The 17230-nt window shown below is 64.9% G+C and carries 18 protein-coding genes; 7 read left to right on the top strand and 11 right to left on the bottom strand.

The annotated features are described in order from the left end of the window. Positions 1 to 5 precede the first annotated feature (5 nt). Together ubiB and ubiE are read right to left on the bottom strand one after the other, a co-directional pair. Positions 6 to 1580: a 2-polyprenylphenol 6-hydroxylase gene (gene ubiB, locus AC24YW_RS22470; protein WP_487484750.1), complete on the bottom strand. Its 1575-nt coding sequence runs from the start codon at positions 1578 to 1580 to the stop codon at positions 6 to 8. Further along, a complete protein-coding gene (gene ubiE / locus AC24YW_RS22465) occupies positions 1577 to 2338 on the bottom strand; it encodes a bifunctional demethylmenaquinone methyltransferase/2-methoxy-6-polyprenyl-1,4-benzoquinol methylase UbiE (RefSeq protein WP_487484749.1) in 762 nt (253 codons plus the stop codon). The genes ubiB and ubiE overlap by 4 nt, the downstream gene beginning before the upstream one ends. Before the next feature lie 81 nt (positions 2339 to 2419). On the opposite strand from ubiE, the gene mutM reads away from it, so the two are divergent. Then, positions 2420 to 3301 carry a bifunctional DNA-formamidopyrimidine glycosylase/DNA-(apurinic or apyrimidinic site) lyase gene (gene mutM, locus AC24YW_RS22460; protein ID WP_487484748.1) on the top strand — a complete coding sequence of 294 codons (882 nt, stop codon included), beginning with the start codon at positions 2420 to 2422 and terminating at the stop codon, positions 3299 to 3301. 277 nt (positions 3302 to 3578) lie between these two features. Here the strand turns inward: mutM and AC24YW_RS22455 are convergent, their stop codons facing one another. Both AC24YW_RS22455 and AC24YW_RS22450 read right to left on the bottom strand, forming a co-directional pair. After that, positions 3579 to 4322: a nucleotide-binding protein gene (locus tag AC24YW_RS22455; protein WP_487484747.1), complete on the bottom strand. Its 744-nt coding sequence runs from the start codon at positions 4320 to 4322 to the stop codon at positions 3579 to 3581. A gap of 369 nt (positions 4323 to 4691) precedes the next feature. After that, positions 4692 to 6050 carry a serine protease gene (locus AC24YW_RS22450; protein WP_487484746.1) on the bottom strand — a complete coding sequence of 453 codons (1359 nt, stop codon included), beginning with the start codon at positions 6048 to 6050 and terminating at the stop codon, positions 4692 to 4694. A gap of 246 nt (positions 6051 to 6296) precedes the next feature. Between AC24YW_RS22450 and AC24YW_RS22445 the strand changes: the two genes are divergently transcribed. Together AC24YW_RS22445 and AC24YW_RS22440 are read left to right on the top strand one after the other, a co-directional pair. After that, the gene (locus AC24YW_RS22445; protein ID WP_487484745.1) at positions 6297 to 7100 is read left to right on the top strand and encodes a HesA/MoeB/ThiF family protein; all 804 of its coding nucleotides are present in this window, start codon (positions 6297 to 6299) and stop codon (positions 7098 to 7100) included. Positions 7101 to 7194: 94 nt separating this feature from the next. Continuing rightward, entirely contained in the window at positions 7195 to 7470 is a 276-nt protein-coding gene (locus AC24YW_RS22440) for a DUF3303 domain-containing protein (protein WP_027572360.1), read from the top strand. A gap of 80 nt (positions 7471 to 7550) precedes the next feature. Here the strand turns inward: AC24YW_RS22440 and AC24YW_RS22435 are convergent, their stop codons facing one another. Further along, on the bottom strand, positions 7551 to 8552 hold the full coding sequence (locus AC24YW_RS22435) for a 2-hydroxyacid dehydrogenase (RefSeq protein WP_487484744.1): 1002 nt from the start codon (positions 8550 to 8552) through the stop codon (positions 7551 to 7553). Between the two features lie 321 nt (positions 8553 to 8873). On the opposite strand from AC24YW_RS22435, the gene AC24YW_RS22430 reads away from it, so the two are divergent. Beyond that, positions 8874 to 9404, top strand: coding sequence for an SH3 domain-containing protein (locus AC24YW_RS22430; RefSeq protein WP_487484743.1), 531 nt, complete (start codon positions 8874 to 8876; stop codon positions 9402 to 9404). Positions 9405 to 9543: 139 nt separating this feature from the next. Here the strand turns inward: AC24YW_RS22430 and irrA are convergent, their stop codons facing one another. Beyond that, the gene (gene irrA, locus AC24YW_RS22425; protein ID WP_025032922.1) at positions 9544 to 10032 is read right to left on the bottom strand and encodes an iron response transcriptional regulator IrrA; all 489 of its coding nucleotides are present in this window, start codon (positions 10030 to 10032) and stop codon (positions 9544 to 9546) included. Positions 10033 to 10384: 352 nt separating this feature from the next. Here irrA and fabA point away from each other — a divergent pair, with 352 nt between their 5' ends. The 3 genes from fabA (at position 10385) to fabI (ending at position 13147) form a co-directional block, all read left to right on the top strand. Beyond that, positions 10385 to 10906 (top strand): bifunctional 3-hydroxydecanoyl-ACP dehydratase/trans-2-decenoyl-ACP isomerase, encoded by a 522-nt coding sequence (fabA, locus tag AC24YW_RS22420; RefSeq protein WP_036009034.1) that lies wholly within the window; start codon positions 10385 to 10387, stop codon positions 10904 to 10906. 39 nt (positions 10907 to 10945) lie between these two features. Further along, complete coding sequence (gene fabB / locus AC24YW_RS22415) at positions 10946 to 12169, top strand: beta-ketoacyl-ACP synthase I (protein ID WP_487484742.1); 1224 nt, start codon at positions 10946 to 10948, stop codon at positions 12167 to 12169. Positions 12170 to 12346: 177 nt separating this feature from the next. Beyond that, entirely contained in the window at positions 12347 to 13147 is an 801-nt protein-coding gene (fabI, locus tag AC24YW_RS22410; protein WP_487484741.1) for an enoyl-ACP reductase FabI, read from the top strand. A 123-nt stretch (positions 13148 to 13270) separates the two neighbouring features. On the opposite strand, the gene AC24YW_RS22405 is transcribed toward fabI, so the two are convergent. From AC24YW_RS22405 to AC24YW_RS22385, 5 genes are all read right to left on the bottom strand, one after another. Continuing rightward, complete coding sequence (locus tag AC24YW_RS22405; RefSeq protein WP_487484740.1) at positions 13271 to 13867, bottom strand: glutathione S-transferase family protein; 597 nt, start codon at positions 13865 to 13867, stop codon at positions 13271 to 13273. 116 nt (positions 13868 to 13983) lie between these two features. After that, entirely contained in the window at positions 13984 to 14787 is an 804-nt protein-coding gene (locus AC24YW_RS22400) for a hypothetical protein (protein WP_487484739.1), read from the bottom strand. A gap of 16 nt (positions 14788 to 14803) precedes the next feature. Beyond that, positions 14804 to 15640, bottom strand: coding sequence for a hypothetical protein (locus tag AC24YW_RS22395; protein WP_487484738.1), 837 nt, complete (start codon positions 15638 to 15640; stop codon positions 14804 to 14806). A gap of 90 nt (positions 15641 to 15730) precedes the next feature. Further along, a complete protein-coding gene (locus AC24YW_RS22390) occupies positions 15731 to 16192 on the bottom strand; it encodes a GNAT family N-acetyltransferase (RefSeq protein ID WP_487484737.1) in 462 nt (153 codons plus the stop codon). Positions 16193 to 16199: 7 nt separating this feature from the next. Beyond that, positions 16200 to 17126, bottom strand: coding sequence for a hydrogen peroxide-inducible genes activator (locus AC24YW_RS22385; RefSeq protein WP_487484736.1), 927 nt, complete (start codon positions 17124 to 17126; stop codon positions 16200 to 16202). Positions 17127 to 17230: the final 104 nt, after the last annotated feature.

Below are 17230 nucleotides of genomic sequence, written 5' to 3'. Positions count from 1 at the left end.
AGCAATCACAGATTCCGGACGGCAATCAGAATCCCGATGAAGGTCGCGGCAATGATCCAGAGCGCCACGGTGCGCCAGCGGTTCTTGCGGCCCTCGCTGCGTCCCATCGCCGCGATGCTCTCCGGCGACAGCCTGATGCCCTCCCGCGTCATGGTCTCGAGCTGCTCGAGCACCTTCACCGACCGCTCGGCGATCTCCGGCAGGCGCATCAAGACCCGCGCGATGTCCCCGGTCCCCGCGAGCGCGCCCTCGATGCGGCCGATTGGTCCGAGATTGCGCTCGATCCATTCGCGCACCACGGGGTCGGCGATCTTCCAGATGTCGAGCTTGGGATCGAAGCCGCGCGCCACGCCCTCGACCACCACCATGGTCTTCTGCAGCAGGATCAGCTCGGGCCGCGTCGTCATGTCGAACAGGCCGGTGACCTCGAGCAGCAGCGTGAGCAGCCGCGCCATCGAGATCTCTTCCGCCGTGCGGTTGTGGATCGGTTCGCCGATGGCGCGGATGGCTTGGGCAAAATTCTCGACCGAATGATGCGCGGGCACATAGCCGGCCTCGAAATGCACCTCGGCCACGCGGCGATAATCGCGGGTGATGAAGCCGAGCAGGATCTCGGCGAGGAAGCGCCGCTCCTTCATGCCGAGCCGGCCCATGATGCCGAAATCGACCGCGACGAGGCGCCCGGCGTCATCGAGGAACAGATTGCCCGGATGCATGTCGGCGTGGAAGAAGCCGTCGCGCAGCGCGTGGCGCAGGAAGCTCTGGATCACCTTGCGGCCGAGATCGGGCAGATCGACCCGCGCCTCGGCGAGGCGCTTGTGATCGTTCAGCGCGATGCCGTCGATCCATTCCATCGTCAGCACGTTGTGCGTGGTGCGGTCCCAGTCGACCGCAGGCACGCGGAAATCGGGATCGTCGCGCGTGTTCTCCGCCATCTCCGACAGCGCGGCGGCCTCCAACCGCAGGTCCATCTCCATCGCGACCGAGCGCGACATGGTGTTGATGACCTCGATCAGGCGCAGGCGCCGCGCCTCGGCCGAATAGGCCTCGGCCTTGTGCGCGACGAAGAAGAAATCCGAGAGGTCGCGGCGGAAGCGTGCGGCGACGTTGGGCCTCAGCACCTTGATCGCGACGGACTTGCGGATGCCGTCGCGCACCACCTCGCCGCGATGTACCTGCGCGATCGAGGCCGCCGCGACCGGCGGGCCGAAGCTCGCGAAGATGTCCGTCAGCGGCCGTTCCAGCGAGGTCGCGATCGTGGCCTCGGCTTCGGCTTGCGGAAACGGCGGCAGGCGGTCCTGCAGGCTTTCGAGATCGCGCGCCATGATGACGCCGACCACGTCGGGGCGCGTGGCCAGGAACTGGCCGAGCTTGAGATAGGCCGGGCCCATCCGCGTCAGCGCGCGCGAGATCCGCGGTCCCTGCTTGGCGCCACGGCGCTCGATGATGCGCGCCAGCTTCAGCGCGAGCTGTCCCGGCGGCGGCACCAGGCTCGGATCGACCGCGCCGAACACGCCTTCGTGCGCAAACACGAACGCGGCGCGGATCAGGCGCGCAAGGTGGGTGACGGCAGAGATCACAAACGCCAGCCCGAATGCAGTGCGACGATGCCGCCGGAGAGTGTCTGCCAGCCGACGCGGGCAAAGCCGGCCTCGCGGATCATGTCGGCGAAGACGGCCGGCTTTGGAAACTTGCGGATGGATTCGACGAGATATTGGTAGGATTCGGCATCGCCCGTGACCATGCGCCCGAGCGGGGGGATCACCTTGAACGAGAACAGATCATAGAGTCTGTCGAGGCCGGGCATCTCGACGGTCGAGAATTCCAGGCACAGGAAGCGGCTGCCGGGCCTCAACACGCGATAGGCCTCGCGCAGCGCAAGGTCGATCCGCGGCACGTTGCGGATGCCGAAAGCAATCGTGTAGGCGTCGAAGCTGCGGTCGGCGAAGCCGAGTGATTCGGCGTTGCCTTCGACGAAATCGACCTGGGTGTCGAGATGACGCTTGGCGGCGCGTTCGCGCCCAACGGCCAGCATGTCCGGATTGATGTCGCACACCGTGGCGTGGAAGCCGGGGCCGGCTGCCTTGGCGGCACGGAACGAGACGTCGCCGGTGCCGCCGGCGACGTCGAGCAGCGCGAACGGCCGGTCGCCCCGGGGCGGATCCAGCGCGGTGATCATGATGTCCTTCCAGACCCGGTGCAGGCCGCCGGACATCAGGTCGTTCATCAGGTCATAGCGCGACGCCACGCTGTGAAACACATCGTTCACCAGCGTCTGCTTGTCCCCGAGGGGAACGTCCCTGAAGCCAAAATGCGTGGTTTCGCCCGGCCGATCCATTACTCTACTCCACTCGGCGGACCATAGCCCGCCCGCCGCAATGGCGCTATCACACCGCCCTCATAAGGTGAATGCCCGACCATGCCTGAATTGCCCGAAGTCGAGACCGTCCGCCGCGGTCTTCAGCCCGTGATGGAGGGCGCGAAAATCCTCGACGCGGAGGCCCGCCGGCCGGATTTGCGCTTTCCGTTCCAGCCCGACTTCGTGGCCCGGCTCAAGGGGCAGGTCGTCACGGGGCTGGGGCGCCGTGCAAAATATCTCATGGCCGATCTCGCCTCCGGCGACGTGCTCCTGATGCATCTGGGCATGTCGGGCTCGTTCCGCGTCATCAAGCCGGACAACGAGGCTCAGCCCGGTGAGTTTCACTATCCGAAGGCCAAGGATTCCGCGCACGACCACGTGCTGTTTCGGATGTCCTCGGGCGCCGACATCGTTTTCAACGATCCGCGCCGCTTCGGATACATGAAAGTGATTGCGCGTGGCGCGCTCGAGGACGAGCCGCTGCTGCGCGGGCTTGGCCCCGAGCCGCTCGGCAACGAATTCGACGCGGCGATGCTGGCGCGCTCCTGCCAAGGCAAGACCACCAGCCTGAAGGCCGCGCTGCTCGACCAGCGCGTGGTGGCCGGGCTCGGCAACATCTATGTCTGCGAGGCGCTGCACCGCTCGCATCTGTCGCCGCGGCGCATTGCTGCGACGCTATCCACCAGGAAGGGCGAGCCGACGGACCATGCCAAGAGATTGGTCGGTGCGATCCACACCGTGCTGAACGATGCGATCAAGGCCGGCGGTTCCAGCTTGCGCGATCACCGCCAGACGTCAGGCGAGCTCGGCTATTTCCAGCACTCGTTCAAGTGCTACGACCGCGAAGGCGAGAAATGCACGACGCCGCGCTGCGGCGGCACGATCAAGCGCTTCGTGCAGAACGGCCGCTCGACCTTCTGGTGCCCGAAATGTCAGAGGTGACCATCAGGCATGCCGCCAAGAGGCCGTGAATCTCGGCGGAGGCGAACCTCGCCACGCCGTCATTGCGAGGAGCTCTCTTGCGACGAAGCAATCCAGAATCCCTCCGCGGTGACAGACTGGATTGCTTCGCTGCGCTCGCAATGACGGGAGGATAGAGTCTTCACTATAACGCGCGAGGCGAAGCAATCCGGCCGGGCTGGTGGCCGGACTGCTTCGTCGCTTGGGCTCCGTCACCGGATGGCGAAGAGGCCGACTGTCATCCGAGCGTTCGCCCCGCTCAGGACGCCAGTGTCGTGGTCTCGTCCGAGGCCTGTTCTGCTGCGATCTGCAGCATGCCGTGCGCAGCCGAGATGACCTGGTCGATCAGGACATTGGTGGTGGCTTCGAGCTCGAGCCGGGTCTCGATCCAGCGCCAGAGGCCGCGGATCTCGTCCGCCGATTTGCCGTTCGGCGCGAATTCGCTGACCGCGAGGCCGCTGGCGAGCGAGTCCTGGTGATCGTTGCGCATCACGATCAGCGGACGCGCGAGCACCTCAGTGAGATCGAGCGCGGCTTCCTCGGCGAGCGCGGTCGCGGCGTTGTCGATGCGCTGACCGCGGATCGGCGTCTGGTTGAGCACGAAGCTGTAAGGCCGCTTCCAGGCGCGGGCGACGCTGAGCGTCGAGACGGTCGCCTCGATGTCGGCGACGCTGGGCCGGGTCGGGATCAGGCAGAGGTCGGAATGGCGGATCGCGGCGGTGGTAGCCGCGGAAAGGCCGGCGGCGGTGTCGACGATCGCGAGCTGGAGGCCGCTATCGGCCAACATCTTGAGACGCGGCGCGATGTCGGCGGCGTGATAGATCGGCTCGACGACGAGATCGTCGGTCAAGCGGCGGCGCTGCCAGTTGGAGAGGGTGCCCTGCGGGTCGGTCTCGATCAGGCGGACGGTGAAGCCGGCCTGCTTGGCGGCCAGTGCGAGCCCGACGGCAAGTGTGCTCTTGCCGCTGCCGCCCTTTTGGGTGGCCAGTACGATCGTGTGCATTGAAGATCAATCCTTTGGAGTGCTGGGTCAGGGATACGCCACGCGAACGTGCATCGCTTCTGGATGCTGAGCGCTTCTCGCTCAGGACGTGCCGGCCCGATCCAAAGGGGATCGCGGAGGTCCGAATCAACGGTAACGATGATGGCGGAATAGCGAATGCCAGCGAATCCGTACCATTACCGATTCCGTAGTCGTACGTAAGGCGCATGCGCAACCGTGCCCCGGACAAAGCGCAGCGCGACAGCGATGCGCTGCAGAGCCCGGGCCCAGAGAGCAACAAGCACGACTGCCGGTGGCATGGGTCCCGGCTCTGCGGAGCGTCACTTCGTGCCGCACCGCGTCCGGGACACGAGAGACGTCCGCAGCGCCTTACTTCCGCACGCAGATCACGCGTACGACCGCGGCCTTTGCATCGGTCGACGTGCCATTCGCCGTGACCCCGTTCGCCTTCAGGAATTCCCGCACCGCCTCCGCGGGGACCATCAAAGCCTGTGATGCCGGTATCGATGTCGGAGGTCCTGCAACCATGGCGGGCTTCAGCAGCGCGATGCCGGCGAACTTGCCGTCGGCGTCGACGGCCGGGCTGCCGGAGAAGCCGACCGCCGGCGGCGGCGAGAGCGCGGAATTGCCGCTCGTCGCCGGCGTCAGCGCGGCCTTGAGGCTCGACACGGCGGCCGCGCCGCCCTGGCTTTGCGGATCGGCGATGCCGACGACATCGACATTGGTCTTCGCGGCCCCGCCGGCGAGGCCGAGCGGCCTCAACCCGCGCGCGCCGTAGATGCGCAGCAGCGCGAGGTCGTGCTCCTTGTTCTCGGCGAGGCGGTCGGCGTTGCCATGGCCGGCGATCGTGATTGCAAGGCAGCCGTCGGTGACGAGGCGGTCGGTGACGATCGCGCCGTCCTCGCTGACGACGATGCCGGTGCCGTATTCAACCGTCTTGCGCGGCGGCGGCCCGGCCAGCGGTCCCGACGGAAACGCGTTGAACGCGCTCGACATCGCAATCACGACCGGCTCGACGGTATTCTCGGTCGCCTGGTCGTAGAGGATCGTCATGGTGCGGACCTCGTCGCCCTTGAAGCTGCCGCGGACGTAGAACTTCTTCAGGCCCTGCAAGCCCGACAGCACGAAGAAGTCGGGCTTCACCACGGTGTAATCGACCTTGCGCCCGGACGGCTCCTTCTCGAGATCGGCGAGCTTGGCCGAGGTCGGGTTCGCCTCCTTGCGGCGGCTGAGAACCACCTGCACGGTCCCCGTCGGCGAGGTCCATTTCGAGCCGTTGGCGTCGCTTGCCTGCTGCGGCACCAGCTTGCCGGGAATGCCGAGCCGGGCACCGCTGGTCGGCTCCGTCACGATCTTCCAGCCGACGCTCTCCTGCTTCTTTCGCGCCGTCTCGGCGAGCGCTGTGCGCTCCTGCGGATTGAGCACGCCGGTCGGCTTGCCGCCCTTGGCCTTCTGATACTCCTTGATGGCGTTGACCATGCGCTCGCTGACGTCGCCGGTGATGGCGCCGTTATACTGGCCGACCCAGGCGAGGTCGGACTGCAGCGCCAGCCGCTCGGCTTTTGCCATGGCCTCGGCCGTCGCCGACGGCGTCTGCATTGCGGGAGGCTGGATCGGGACGGTCTGGACCGTTTTCGGCTTGGTGCCGGCGACCGGCGACGTGGTCATCTGGGCATGCGCGCCCGTGGCGGCCGCAAACACCAAGGTTGCCGCAAGCATCGATCTCATGACAAATCCAGCCAGCCCATTGAACGCCAAAACATTGAAAAGCGTGCCATTCAAGCACATCTCGTTGGTCGCGAACAATGTTGCGGTGGTTCAGGTTTGACAGGAGCCGCGAGCTCAAGTCCTCATCCTGAGGAGCGGCCTCCAGGCCGCGTCTCGAAGGATGGCCGCGGGCGAGATCGGGGCCTTCATGGTTCGAGACGCGCGTTCCGCGCTCCTCACCATGAGGAGTGAGAGGAATGTAGGACGATGCTGAGCCCGGACGAACTCGAACGCTATGCCCGCCACATCGTCCTGCGCGACGTCGGCGGCCCCGGTCAGGCCGCGCTGAAGCGGGCCTCGGTGCTGGTGATCGGCGCCGGCGGGCTCGGCGCGCCTGCGTTGATGTATCTGGCCGCCGCCGGCGTCGGCACGCTGGGCGTGGTCGACGACGACGTGGTGTCGCTGTCCAATCTGCAGCGCCAGGTCATCCATACGACGCCCGACATCGGCCGGCACAAGGTCGAGAGTGCGGCCGAGCGGATCGCGGCGCTCAACCCGCACGTCCGCTTCGTCGGCCACGCCACCTGGCTCAACGCCGACAATGCGCTCAGTCTGATCGGCGATTACGACCTCGTGCTCGACGGCTCCGACAATTTCTCGACGCGTTATCTCGTCTCCGACGCCTGCTTCTTCGCCAAGCGGCCGCTGATATCGGCGGCGCTCGGCACCTTCGACGGCTCGCTCACCACCATCCGTGCGCATGAGACGGGCGAGCAGGGCGAGTTCAATCCGACCTACCGCTGCCTGTTTCCCGAAGCGCCGCCGCCCGGCACCGTGCCGGCCTGTGCGGAAGCCGGGGTCATGGGCGCATTGGCCGGCGTGCTCGGCTCGATGATGGCGCTGGAGGCGATCCGCGAGATCGTCGGTTTCGGCGACGGCCTCGTCGGCCGCCTCCTGATGATCGATGCGCGCGCGATGCGCTTCGAGACGCTGCGCTATTCGCGCGATCCCGCCAATCCGCTCAACGGCGACGGGCCCGTGTTCGAGGATCTCAGCGTCCATCGCGCGTAAGCGCGGGCACGAAATAGGCCCTTGCAAGCATCTCTGTTCGTGATTGAATTCGCCTCGCCGCAAGGCGAATGGAAATTTCAGATTGGAGATTGCTATGAAGTACATCTCGAGCTGGAAATTGCCGCCGAACTTGATCGACTCCGCAATCGAGAAGTTTCTGAAGACGGGGGGAGCGCCGCCGGAAGGTGTGAAGATGCTCGGCCGCTGGCACGGAATGAACGGGACGGGCTTTGCCATTTCGGAGAGCAACGACCCGAAGGCCATGTATCAATGGTATGCCCAATGGGCCAACGTGATGGAGATCACGGTTACGCCATGCGTTGAGGACGCCGAAGCCGGCCCGATCCTGGCCGCATTGGCGAAGCAGTGACTGACTCGGAGCGGTCGTCGTAAGCTGCGGCCGCTCCGCTCAATTCCACGACACAAATCCACGACCCAGGGAGCCGTGTCTCACAGCATGCTCGGCAGCACGCGGTCCGGCGGCTTGTGGGCGTCGAGGAAGGTGCGGATGTTGATGATCACCTTCTCGCCCATCTCGACGCGGCCTTCGATCGTGGCCGAGCCCATATGCGGCAGCAGCGTCACCTTGCCGGCCTTGGCGAGCCGCACCAGCTTCGGGTTGACCGCGGGCTCATGCTCGTAGACGTCGAGGCCGGCGCCGCCGATCTCGCCGCCTTCGATCAGCTTGATCAGCGTGTCCTCGTCGGTGACCTCGCCGCGCGCGGTGTTGACGATATAGGCGTCTTTGCGGATCAGCTTCAGTCGCCGCGCCGAGAGCAGGTGATAGGTCGCCGGCGTGTGCGGACAGTTTACCGAGATGATGTCCATCCGCGCCAGCATCTGGTCGAGGCTTTCCCAATAGGTCGCCCCCAGCTCCTCGGCAATCACGGGGGCGACGGGACGGCGATTGTGATAGTGGATCTGCAGCCCGAAGGCGCGGGCGCGGCGCGCCACCGCCTGGCCGATGCGGCCCATGCCGATGATGCCGAGGCGTTTGCCTCCGATGCGGTGGCCGAGCATCCAGGTCGGCGACCAGCCGGGCCAGGGTTTTCCGTCGGTCAGGATCGAGGCGCCTTCGATCATGCGCCGCGGCACGGCCAGGATCAGCGCCATGGTCATGTCGGCGGTGTCTTCGGTCAGGACCTTCGGCGTGTTGGTGACGGTGATGCCCCGGGCATGGGCGGCAGCGACGTCGATATTGTCGACGCCGTTGCCGAAATTGGCGATCAGACGGAGCTTGCAGTCGGGCTGGTTCACCACGTCGGCGCTGATGTGATCGGTCACGGTCGGCACCAGCACGTCGGCGGTGCGGGCGGCTTCCGCGATCTGCTCGGGCGACATCGGCGTGTCGTCGAGATTGATCCGCGCGTCGAACAATTCGCGCATCCGCGTCTCGATCGAATCCGGCAGCTTGCGCGTCACCACGACGAGGGGCTTTTTCTTCACCGACATGTCCTGCTCTCATGAGACATCGCAAGCCGCCTCTGTCGCCAAAGGCCGGTCGTTGAGGCCTCATTAACCCGGTTGTTCGACACTGCCCTTGCCGTGTCTATCCCCGGCGTTTCCTCCAAGCTCACCCGACATTTCCGGCCGGAAAAATCGGGGCCAATTGGTTGCTCAAATGCCCGTTCTCTCTAGCAGAAGGCCGGGCCAAGACAAGAACCACGGCTTAAGGCTTGGAACCCGCGTAGGCGGGGAGAAGGGCAGGCGCGGCAGGGTTTTGGAATTTGGGGTGAGGGCCCGGTCTACCGGGTCTTCGAAGGAGACGGGTTGATGGCGTTGGGGCGTTTCTATTCGGTGATGGCGCTCGTGTGCATGTGGTTGAGCGCCTTGGTCGACCCCTTGCATGCGGCGAAGGACAATACCCCGCAGGCCACCAGCGGCTTGCCGGTGCCGCGCTATGTCAGCCTCAAATCGGATCACGTGAACGTCCGCGCCGGCCCGACCAAGGACAATGACGTCGCCTGGGTCTACACCCGTGCCGGCCTGCCGGTCGAAATTACCGCCGAGTTCGAGAACTGGCGTCGGGTGCGCGATTCCGAAGGCGCCGAGGGCTGGGTCTATCATTCGCTGCTGTCGGGCCGCCGCACCGCGGTCGTCACCATGAAGCACAAGGACGACCTCGCCCCGATCTATGACCGGCCCGATCCCGACAGCGCGGTTGCGGCCAAGCTGCAGGCCGGCGTCGTCACCCAGGTCAAGAAATGCGCCGCAGGCTGGTGCCGCGTCATCGGCAATGGCTTCGACGGCTGGATCCAGCAGGAGCGCCTCTGGGGCGTCTACGCCGACGAGCAGGTTAACTGACGTCGACAGAGCGAAGCTGCTGCTCCAACGTCATGCCCGGGCTTGTCCCGGGCATCCACGCCCTTCACGCCTGGTCCAAAAACGTGGATGGCCGGGACAAGCCCGGCCATGACGACGATTTCAGCAGTTTAAGGCTAGCTCAGCGCTTCTTGCGCAGGCGCACGACCATGTCGATGCGGGCGATCTCGTAACCCTCGGGCACCTCCGGCATCTTGGACAGCGCCAGATGCGGATCCTCGATGTCGACCAGCTCGTGGCTGTTCTCGAGATAATAGTGGTGGTGGGTGGTGACGTTGGTGTCGAAATAGGTCTTGGTGCCGTCGACGCTGACCTGGCGCAGCAGGCCGGCATCGGTGAGCTGGTTCAGCGTGTTGTAAACGGTCGCCAGCGACACCGGGACCTTGGCGAGGGTGGCTTCCTCGTAGAGCATTTCAGCCGTGAGGTGGCGTGCCCCCTTGCCGAACAGCAGCCAGCCCAGCGCCATGCGCTGGCGCGTCGGCCGCAACCCTGCGGACTGCAGCATCTCGTTGACGTCGTGCCAGGGACACCCGGTCAAGGCCGGCTGGCGGCCGGACAGCAGGGCCGCGGCATGGTCGTCGTCGTGTTGGGACGCGGTATTCTCGTTCATTTCCAGATTTCGGGCACGCGTGAACAATATCTCTCTGTAATATAAGAACAGAAAGATGCAGATGCAAGTTTCTCGCAACTAGAGAGGTTCTAATCAGACTTGGAACCGGCTGGGGAGCGCGTCATTTTACCTTCATGTCTGCGCTTTGCCACCTGAAATGGGCTGTGTTAGAGAGCGCGCGGTTCCGCTTAGCCGATTTTGGCGCAGCCGTGCATGGAGGTCCGGTCGACAGTCCATCCGAAGCTTGCGCAAGTCGCGGCCGGCGGTGGCAATTGGCGTTGCTGTCCGATCGAGACGGGGCCCATTTTCGCCAGGAACGCCGCTCAATCGGGATTTGAACAGAGGCTCGCGAATGCTGAACAGGCGCAACGGTTACGACTACGAAGATCTGCTGGCCTGTGCCCGCGGCGAGATGTTCGGCCCAGGCAATGCCCAGCTGCCGCTGCCGCCGATGCTGATGTTCGACCGCATCACTGACATCAACGACAACGGCGGAGAGTTCGGCAAGGGCCTGGTGCGCGCCGAGCTCGACGTGAAGCCCGATCTCTGGTTCTTCGGCTGCCATTTCAAGAACGATCCGGTCATGCCCGGCTGCCTCGGCCTCGATGCGCTGTGGCAGATGGTCGGCTTCTACCTCGGCTGGAGCGGGGGTGAAGGCCGCGGCCGGGCCCTTGGCCTGAGCGAGCTGAAGTTCGGCGGCCAGGTGCTGACCGACGCCCGCAAGGTTGTGTACAACGTCGACATCAAGCGCGTGATGCGTTCGAAGCTCGTGCTCGGCATCGCCGACGGGTGGCTTTCGGTCGATGACCAGATTATCTATCGCGCCAAGGATCTGAAGGTCGGCCTGTTCAAGCAGGGCACGAGCCTGGGCTGAGCGCATCACCACGAAGACAACGATTGAGGCGAGGCTGTCATGAGGCGGGTTGTGGTCACCGGGATGGGCATCGTCTCGTCGATCGGAAACAACACCCAGGAAGTGCTTGCGAGCCTTCACGAGGCGAAGTCGGGCATTTCGCGGGCTGAGAAATATGCCGAGCTCGGCTTCCGTTCGCAGGTGCAAGGCGAGCCGTCGCTCGATCCGTCGACGGTGGTCGACCGCCGCGCGATGCGCTTCCTCGGCCAGGGCGCGGCATGGAATCACGTTGCGATGGAGCAGGCGATCCAGGATTCCGGCTTGTCGCCCGACGAAGTCTCCAACATCCGCACCGGCATCATCATGGGCTCCGGCGGTCCGTCGGCGCGCACCATCGTCGAAGCCGCCGACATCACCCGCACCAAGGGGCCGAAGCGCGTCGGCCCGTTTGCGGTGCCGAAGGCGATGTCCTCCACGGCGTCCGCGACGCTCGCGACCTGGTTCAAGATCAAGGGCGTGAACTATTCGATATCCTCGGCCTGCGCGACCTCGAACCATTGCGTCGGCAATGCCTATGAGACCATCCAGATCGGCAAGCAGGACGTCATCTTCGCCGGCGGCTGCGAGGAGCTGGACTGGTCGCTGTCGGTGCTGTTCGACGCCATGGGCGCGATGTCCTCGAAGTACAACGACACGCCGGCCACGGCCTCGCGGCCCTACGATCTCAATCGCGACGGCTTCGTCATCGCCGGCGGCGCCGGCGTGCTGGTGCTGGAAGAGCTCGAGCATGCCAAGGCGCGCGGCGCGCGCATCTATGGCGAGATCGTCGGCTATGGCGCGACCTCGGACGGCCACGACATGGTGGCGCCGTCGGGCGAAGGCGCCGAGCGCTGCATGCGCATGGCGATGTCGACGGTGAAGACCAAGGTCGACTACATCAACCCGCACGCGACCTCGACCCCGGCCGGCGACCCGCCGGAGATCGAGGCGATCCGCAAAGTGTTCGGCGTCGGCGAGAAGTGCCCGCCAATCTCGGCGACCAAGGCGCTGACCGGCCACTCGCTCGGCGCCACCGGCGTGCAGGAAGCGATCTATTCGCTGCTGATGATGAACAACGGATTCATCTGCGAGAGCGCGCACATCCAGGAGCTCGACCCCGTGTTCGCCGACATGCCGATCGTGCGCAAGCGCATCGACAACGCCAGGATCGGTACCGTGCTGTCGAACTCCTTCGGCTTCGGCGGCACCAACGCCACCCTGGTGTTCAGCCGGCTGGATGCGTGAGGCCAGCACTCTGTCATGCCCCGCCTAGTGCGCAATTGCGCACGGGGGGCGGGGCATCCAGTACGCCGCGGCTTCTCGACTTATAACGAACGTCTCTGGAATACTGGATCGCCCGCCCCAGTGCGCAAGTGCGCACAAGGCGGGCGATGACCCCGGAATAATGGGAGCCATTGGGCAATGGAAGGTTTGATGAAGGGCAAGCGCGGTCTGATCATGGGCATCGCCAATGATCATTCCATCGCCTGGGGCATGGCGCGGACGCTGCATGCCCACGGCGCCGAGCTTGCCTTCACCTTCCAGGGCGAGGCGCTCGGCAAGCGCGTCAAGCCGCTGGCCGAGCAGCTCGGCGTCGATCTGGTGCTGCCTTGCGACGTCGAGGACATCGCCAGTGTCGATGCCACCTTCGCGGTGCTCCGCGAAAAGTGGGGCAGGCTCGACTTCGTGATCCACGCCATCGGCTTCGCCGACAAGAACGAGCTGAAGGGCCGTTACGCCGACACCAGCCGCGAGAACTTTTCGCGCACCATGGTGATCTCCTGCTTCTCGTTCACGGAGGTCGCAAAGCGCGCCGCCGAGCTGATGACCGAAGGCGGCAGCATGATCACGCTGACCTTCGGCGCTTCGGAGCGCGCGATGCCGAACTACAACGTCATGGGCGTGGCCAAGGCGGCGCTGGAGGCCTCCGTGCGCTATCTCGCCGCCGATTTCGGACCGCGCGGCATCCGCGTCAATGCGATCTCCGCCGGCCCCATCCGCACCCTCGCCGGCTCCGGCATCGGCGAGGCCCGCGCGATGTTCGGCTTCATGCAGAAGCACGCGCCGCTCCGCCGCGGCGTCACGCTCGACGACCTCGGCGGCTCGGCGTTGTATCTGCTGTCCGATCTCTCCGGCGGCGTCACCGGCGAGATCCATTACGTCGATTCCGGCTACAATACCATCCTGATGCCGCGGCCGGATGATTTGAAGGCATCGGAATAGCTTCGTGCCCTTGTAGGGTGGGCAAAGGCGCGCCCTTCGCGCCGTGCCCACGATCTCTCAATGATCGCGACGCAAAGTGGTGGGCACGCTTCGCTTTGCCAACCCTACAAATCCTGAGCTTGTCTATCCCGCCGCGATCTTCTCTGCGCGCTGAAACGCCGGCCGCGCCGTGCAGCGCGCGAGATAGGCGTCAAACGCGGGGCGGGACGGCACCATCTTGAACAGGCGTATCGCGAAATTCAGGCCCGAGCCGATCACGACGTCGGCGGCGGAAAACTCCTCGCCGAGAATCCACGGGCCCTTTTCGAGCGCGGCCTCCAGCACGTCGAACACCTGCGTGGCGCTGCCCCAGGCCGCGGTCGAGGTCGGGATCTCGATCTTGGTGAAGATCTGGATGATGGCCGGCTCGATGCAGCCTGGCGAGAAGAACAGCCATTGCAAATAGCGCGCGCGGCGCGGGTCGGTCAGGGCGGGCGCGAGCCTGGTCTCTGGATAGCGGTCGGCGATATAGGCGCAGATCGCCGCGGCTTCGCCGAGCGCGGCCTCGCCGTCGGTCAGCGCCGGCACTTTTCCCATCGGGTTGATCTTCAAATAGTCCGGCGCCTTCTGCGCGCCGGTCGAGATGTCGGTCAGCACGCGCTCATAGGGCAGGCCGCTCTCTTCCATCAGCCAGAGCGTCGTGAACGAGCGCGAGCGGGGCGACCAATAGAGCTTGATCATGATGAGGAACCTTCCATCGGCAGGAGGCGAACGGCGCGCAATTCATGGCGCGTTTGCGGCGCATTCGCAACGCACTACGTCTAGAGGGATGGGTCGTTCGACGAGCGATATCTTGGTCAACGCGACGAAGGCGACGTCGGACGTTGCAACAGAGTCGGAAGCGTCTTGTCGAGGCTCTTGATCAGCATCGTCCGCACACCGTCGCGCAGCACAGTATTGTTGACAACTTCCGCAGGCTTTTCCGGAAACATCGCAGGATCCAGCTGCATCGAGGGGCCGCCGAGAAAATTGTGCGTCATCCGCTCGATATAGGTGTCCTCGGTCATTAAGGCCGGTGCCTCCTTGACGAGCTCGAAAGTCCGGCCGTCATAGATCCGGATGAGCATCATGGCGAAGAGATGCACGGGCCCGCCATAGGGATATTGCGAGATGCCGATGCCGTATTCGCGCTGCGTTCCGCCGTGCCGGTGGACGACGAGGTAACGATCACAGCGGATCTTTGGCGCTAGAAATTGAACAAAGCCCTTCACGTCGGCTTCGGCGCGATAGAACCATGGATTCTGCTTCTGTCGGCCCCCGGACCTGAGTTCCTCGAGGGTGAAGGGGATCCTGCGGACGGCAATGCCGGGTGCGGCGGCACGAACGCGGGAGACGACGAGGTCGTCGAGCGCCCACGCCGCGACCGAAGTGCGCGTGTACTTGTCGAGAAACTTCAGGGGACCGAACTTCTCGACCATGAAGAGGTCGCCGGCGATCGGAATCACACCGATTTGGCACGGGCCACTTTCGGCAGGCTTGGTCGGGGCGACCGTTGCAGGTTTCCTTATGGCAGGCTTCGCTACCTCCAGCTTTGGTGGAGGCTGAACTTGCCCACCCGCCGGCGACAGCAGGGCATATGAGACCAATGCGGCAGCTAGCAATTTCATCGTCGCACCGTCACGGTGCGAAATAAGGCGGCAAGGTCTTGTCCAGCCGCTCCGTCAGGAAATCGCGCATATTGTCGCGCAGGGTCGTGTTGCTGGCGGTGTCGGTCGCCGCGGCTGGAAACACGGAATTGTCCACTTTGCGCAGATGTTCGTCCAGCCCAAAGCTGTCGGTCATACGCTTCACGACGGCTTCCAATGTCACGCCAGGCTCCTTCCTGATTTCGAAGCTCTGGCCGTCGAACACGGTGACACCGAGATAGACGTAAAGAAACGAATGGCTGATGACGCCGATACCGCGATTGAGAATGCCGAGTCCCCTGAGTGGCAGGTTGGTCCCAGGCAGCATGCCCTCGCCGCGCGTGACGACGACATATCGTTCGCAGCCAGCATTGCCCGCGATCTGACGGATCAGGTTCGTCAGCTCTTCGCGCTCGTTGCGAAACAGGCTGGGCTTCGGGTGATAATAGGCGTCGAACGTGCCTTTGGGATAGGTGATGCGCCGGAGCGGCGTGGCGCCGGCAGCCGCACGCACGCGTGCGAAAACGAGATCGTCCAGGCCCCAGGAAACCGGCACTTCCGCATATTCGTTGCCAAACACCGTGAGGCCGATCTTTTCAACGATGAAAGAATCCTGCGTCGCCGCGATCACGCCGATGCCGCAGGGACCGGCGGCCGCCTGCTCCGCGGGTTGGGCTGGCTGTGCTTTCGGCTTTGCTGCTTTCTTGGTCGCCGGCTTTGCCGGCGTTGCAGTCTGAGCAGGAGGCGCGGTGGGTGCGGGCGGAGCTTGCGCGGCGGCGGGAGGCAGTAGGGACAGGAGCGCGATCAGCGAGACAGCAATTCGAACCATGGATTCCGGGGCAGCGACGGTTGAGGTTATCGGACACGTCACACTAGGGTGGGATCGTGACAACCGCAAGCTGCAGCGTGGAAACGGCGTCTATCCGGGCCGTTGCCGCTTCCACCGATAACACTTCATCACGAACCCGTTCGACGGCTCGATCTCTTCCTTCTCGAGCACAAAGCCTTCGCGCTCGTACCAGCGCCAGGCCTTCTCGTTCTCGCGGACGCAGCGCAGATACATCTCGTCGGGCATTTGCGTGCGTGTGAAGGCGAGCAATTGCCGGCCGATCGATTGGCCCTGATGGGCGGGTGCGACGAACAGCATGTCGAGATAGAGCTTCGGCAGATGCAGCGCCAGCATCGCGGCGATCGTGCCGCGATCGTCGGCGACGAACAGGCTCCAGCCGTTCTCGATCTCGCGCCTGATACGCGCACGCAAGTTCGCCAGCAGAAAGTCGCTGGCTTCGGCGAGCCCGGTCGAGACCCAGCTCTCCATCCAGACCCGGCCGATCTCGTCGTATTCATCCGCGCGGGCGGGGCGGATGATCGGATGCGACATCCGCCGGTCAAGCCTTCTGGCTGCGCAGAGATTGCCGCGCGCGCACCTTGCCGGCCGACAGGCACACCACCTCGGAAATCTGCAGCAGCTGCCGCGCCAGCGGGCTGGTCTTGCGCCAGACCATGCCGATGGTGCGCGATGGCTCGGGGTCGCGGAAGCGCGCCAGCGAGACTGAGGCGGAGCGCGTCTCCACCGGTACTGCCATCTCCGGGATCAGGGTGACGCCGATGCCGGCGCTGACCATCTGCACCAGCGTCGACAGCGAGTTCGCATCCAGCATCTCGCGCGGCGGCGCGGCCTGCAAGTTGCAGAAGGAGAGGGCCTGGTCGCGGAAGCAATGCCCCTCCTCGAGCAGGAGAAGCCGCATCTCGCGCATCATCTCGCGTGACGGCACCGGTGTGCCTTCATCGGCGCCCGGCCGCACCAGCAGGAATTTCTCCTCGAACAGCGCGACCTCGGTGAGCGAGGGCTCCGACACCGGCAGCGCCACGATGGCGGTGTCGAGCCGTCCCTCCACCAGTTCCTGGATCAGCCGCGGCGTCATGGTCTCGCGCACGCGGATGTCGAGCTCCGGATGCATGCGCGTGAGGTTCTTGGTGATCTTGGGCAGCAGGTAAGGTGCGATGGTCGGGATCATGCCGATGCGCAGGCGGCCGGCGAAGCGGTCCTGCGAAGCGCGCGCGAAATCGCCGAGCTCGTCGACCGAGCGCAGGATGTCCCGGACCCGTTGCGCCAGCTCCTCGCCGAACCGGGTCAGCGCGACCTGCCGTGCGCTACGTTCCAGCAGCAGGCCGCCCAGCGCCTCCTCCAGCTCCTTGATCTGCATCGACAGGGCCGGCTGCGAGATCGAGCAGGATTCGGCCGCACGGCCGAAATGGCCGTGGCGCGCCAGCGCATCGAAATACCGGAGCTGGCGCAGCGTCAGGTTGATCATCAGAAAATCCTATCGCAGCGATCATTAAAGTCAACTTCCCCTGATAGGACGCGGCGCTTAGAGTGGTTCTACCTGGTCAAGGGCGCGAGTTCGACGCCGCCAGA

It is taken from the genome of Bradyrhizobium sp. USDA3516, assembly GCF_057651995.1.
This window is presented reverse-complemented; position numbering and strand designations above follow the sequence as displayed.

Excerpts from the sequence above, each read along its gene's own strand:
- AC24YW_RS22455 (WP_487484747.1), bottom strand. The coding sequence starts at position 4,322 with ATGCACACGATCGTACTGGCCACCCAAAAGGGCGGCAGCGGCAAGAGC.
- AC24YW_RS22390 (WP_487484737.1), bottom strand. The coding sequence starts at position 16,192 with ATGTCGCATCCGATCATCCGCCCCGCCCGCGCGGATGAATACGACGAG.
- AC24YW_RS22435 (WP_487484744.1), bottom strand. The coding sequence starts at position 8,552 with ATGTCGGTGAAGAAAAAGCCCCTCGTCGTGGTGACGCGCAAGCTGCCG.
- AC24YW_RS22430 (WP_487484743.1), top strand. The coding sequence starts at position 8,874 with ATGGCGTTGGGGCGTTTCTATTCGGTGATGGCGCTCGTGTGCATGTGG.
- AC24YW_RS22395 (WP_487484738.1), bottom strand. The coding sequence starts at position 15,640 with ATGGTTCGAATTGCTGTCTCGCTGATCGCGCTCCTGTCCCTACTGCCT.
- AC24YW_RS22405 (WP_487484740.1), bottom strand. The coding sequence starts at position 13,867 with ATGATCAAGCTCTATTGGTCGCCCCGCTCGCGCTCGTTCACGACGCTC.
- mutM (WP_487484748.1), top strand. The coding sequence starts at position 2,420 with ATGCCTGAATTGCCCGAAGTCGAGACCGTCCGCCGCGGTCTTCAGCCC.
- ubiE (WP_487484749.1), bottom strand. The coding sequence starts at position 2,338 with ATGGATCGGCCGGGCGAAACCACGCATTTTGGCTTCAGGGACGTTCCC.
- irrA (WP_025032922.1), bottom strand. The coding sequence starts at position 10,032 with ATGAACGAGAATACCGCGTCCCAACACGACGACGACCATGCCGCGGCC.
- AC24YW_RS22445 (WP_487484745.1), top strand. The coding sequence starts at position 6,297 with ATGCTGAGCCCGGACGAACTCGAACGCTATGCCCGCCACATCGTCCTG.
- AC24YW_RS22440 (WP_027572360.1), top strand. The coding sequence starts at position 7,195 with ATGAAGTACATCTCGAGCTGGAAATTGCCGCCGAACTTGATCGACTCC.
- fabI (WP_487484741.1), top strand. The coding sequence starts at position 12,347 with ATGGAAGGTTTGATGAAGGGCAAGCGCGGTCTGATCATGGGCATCGCC.
- fabB (WP_487484742.1), top strand. The coding sequence starts at position 10,946 with ATGAGGCGGGTTGTGGTCACCGGGATGGGCATCGTCTCGTCGATCGGA.
- AC24YW_RS22450 (WP_487484746.1), bottom strand. The coding sequence starts at position 6,050 with ATGAGATCGATGCTTGCGGCAACCTTGGTGTTTGCGGCCGCCACGGGC.
- fabA (WP_036009034.1), top strand. The coding sequence starts at position 10,385 with ATGCTGAACAGGCGCAACGGTTACGACTACGAAGATCTGCTGGCCTGT.
- AC24YW_RS22385 (WP_487484736.1), bottom strand. The coding sequence starts at position 17,126 with ATGATCAACCTGACGCTGCGCCAGCTCCGGTATTTCGATGCGCTGGCG.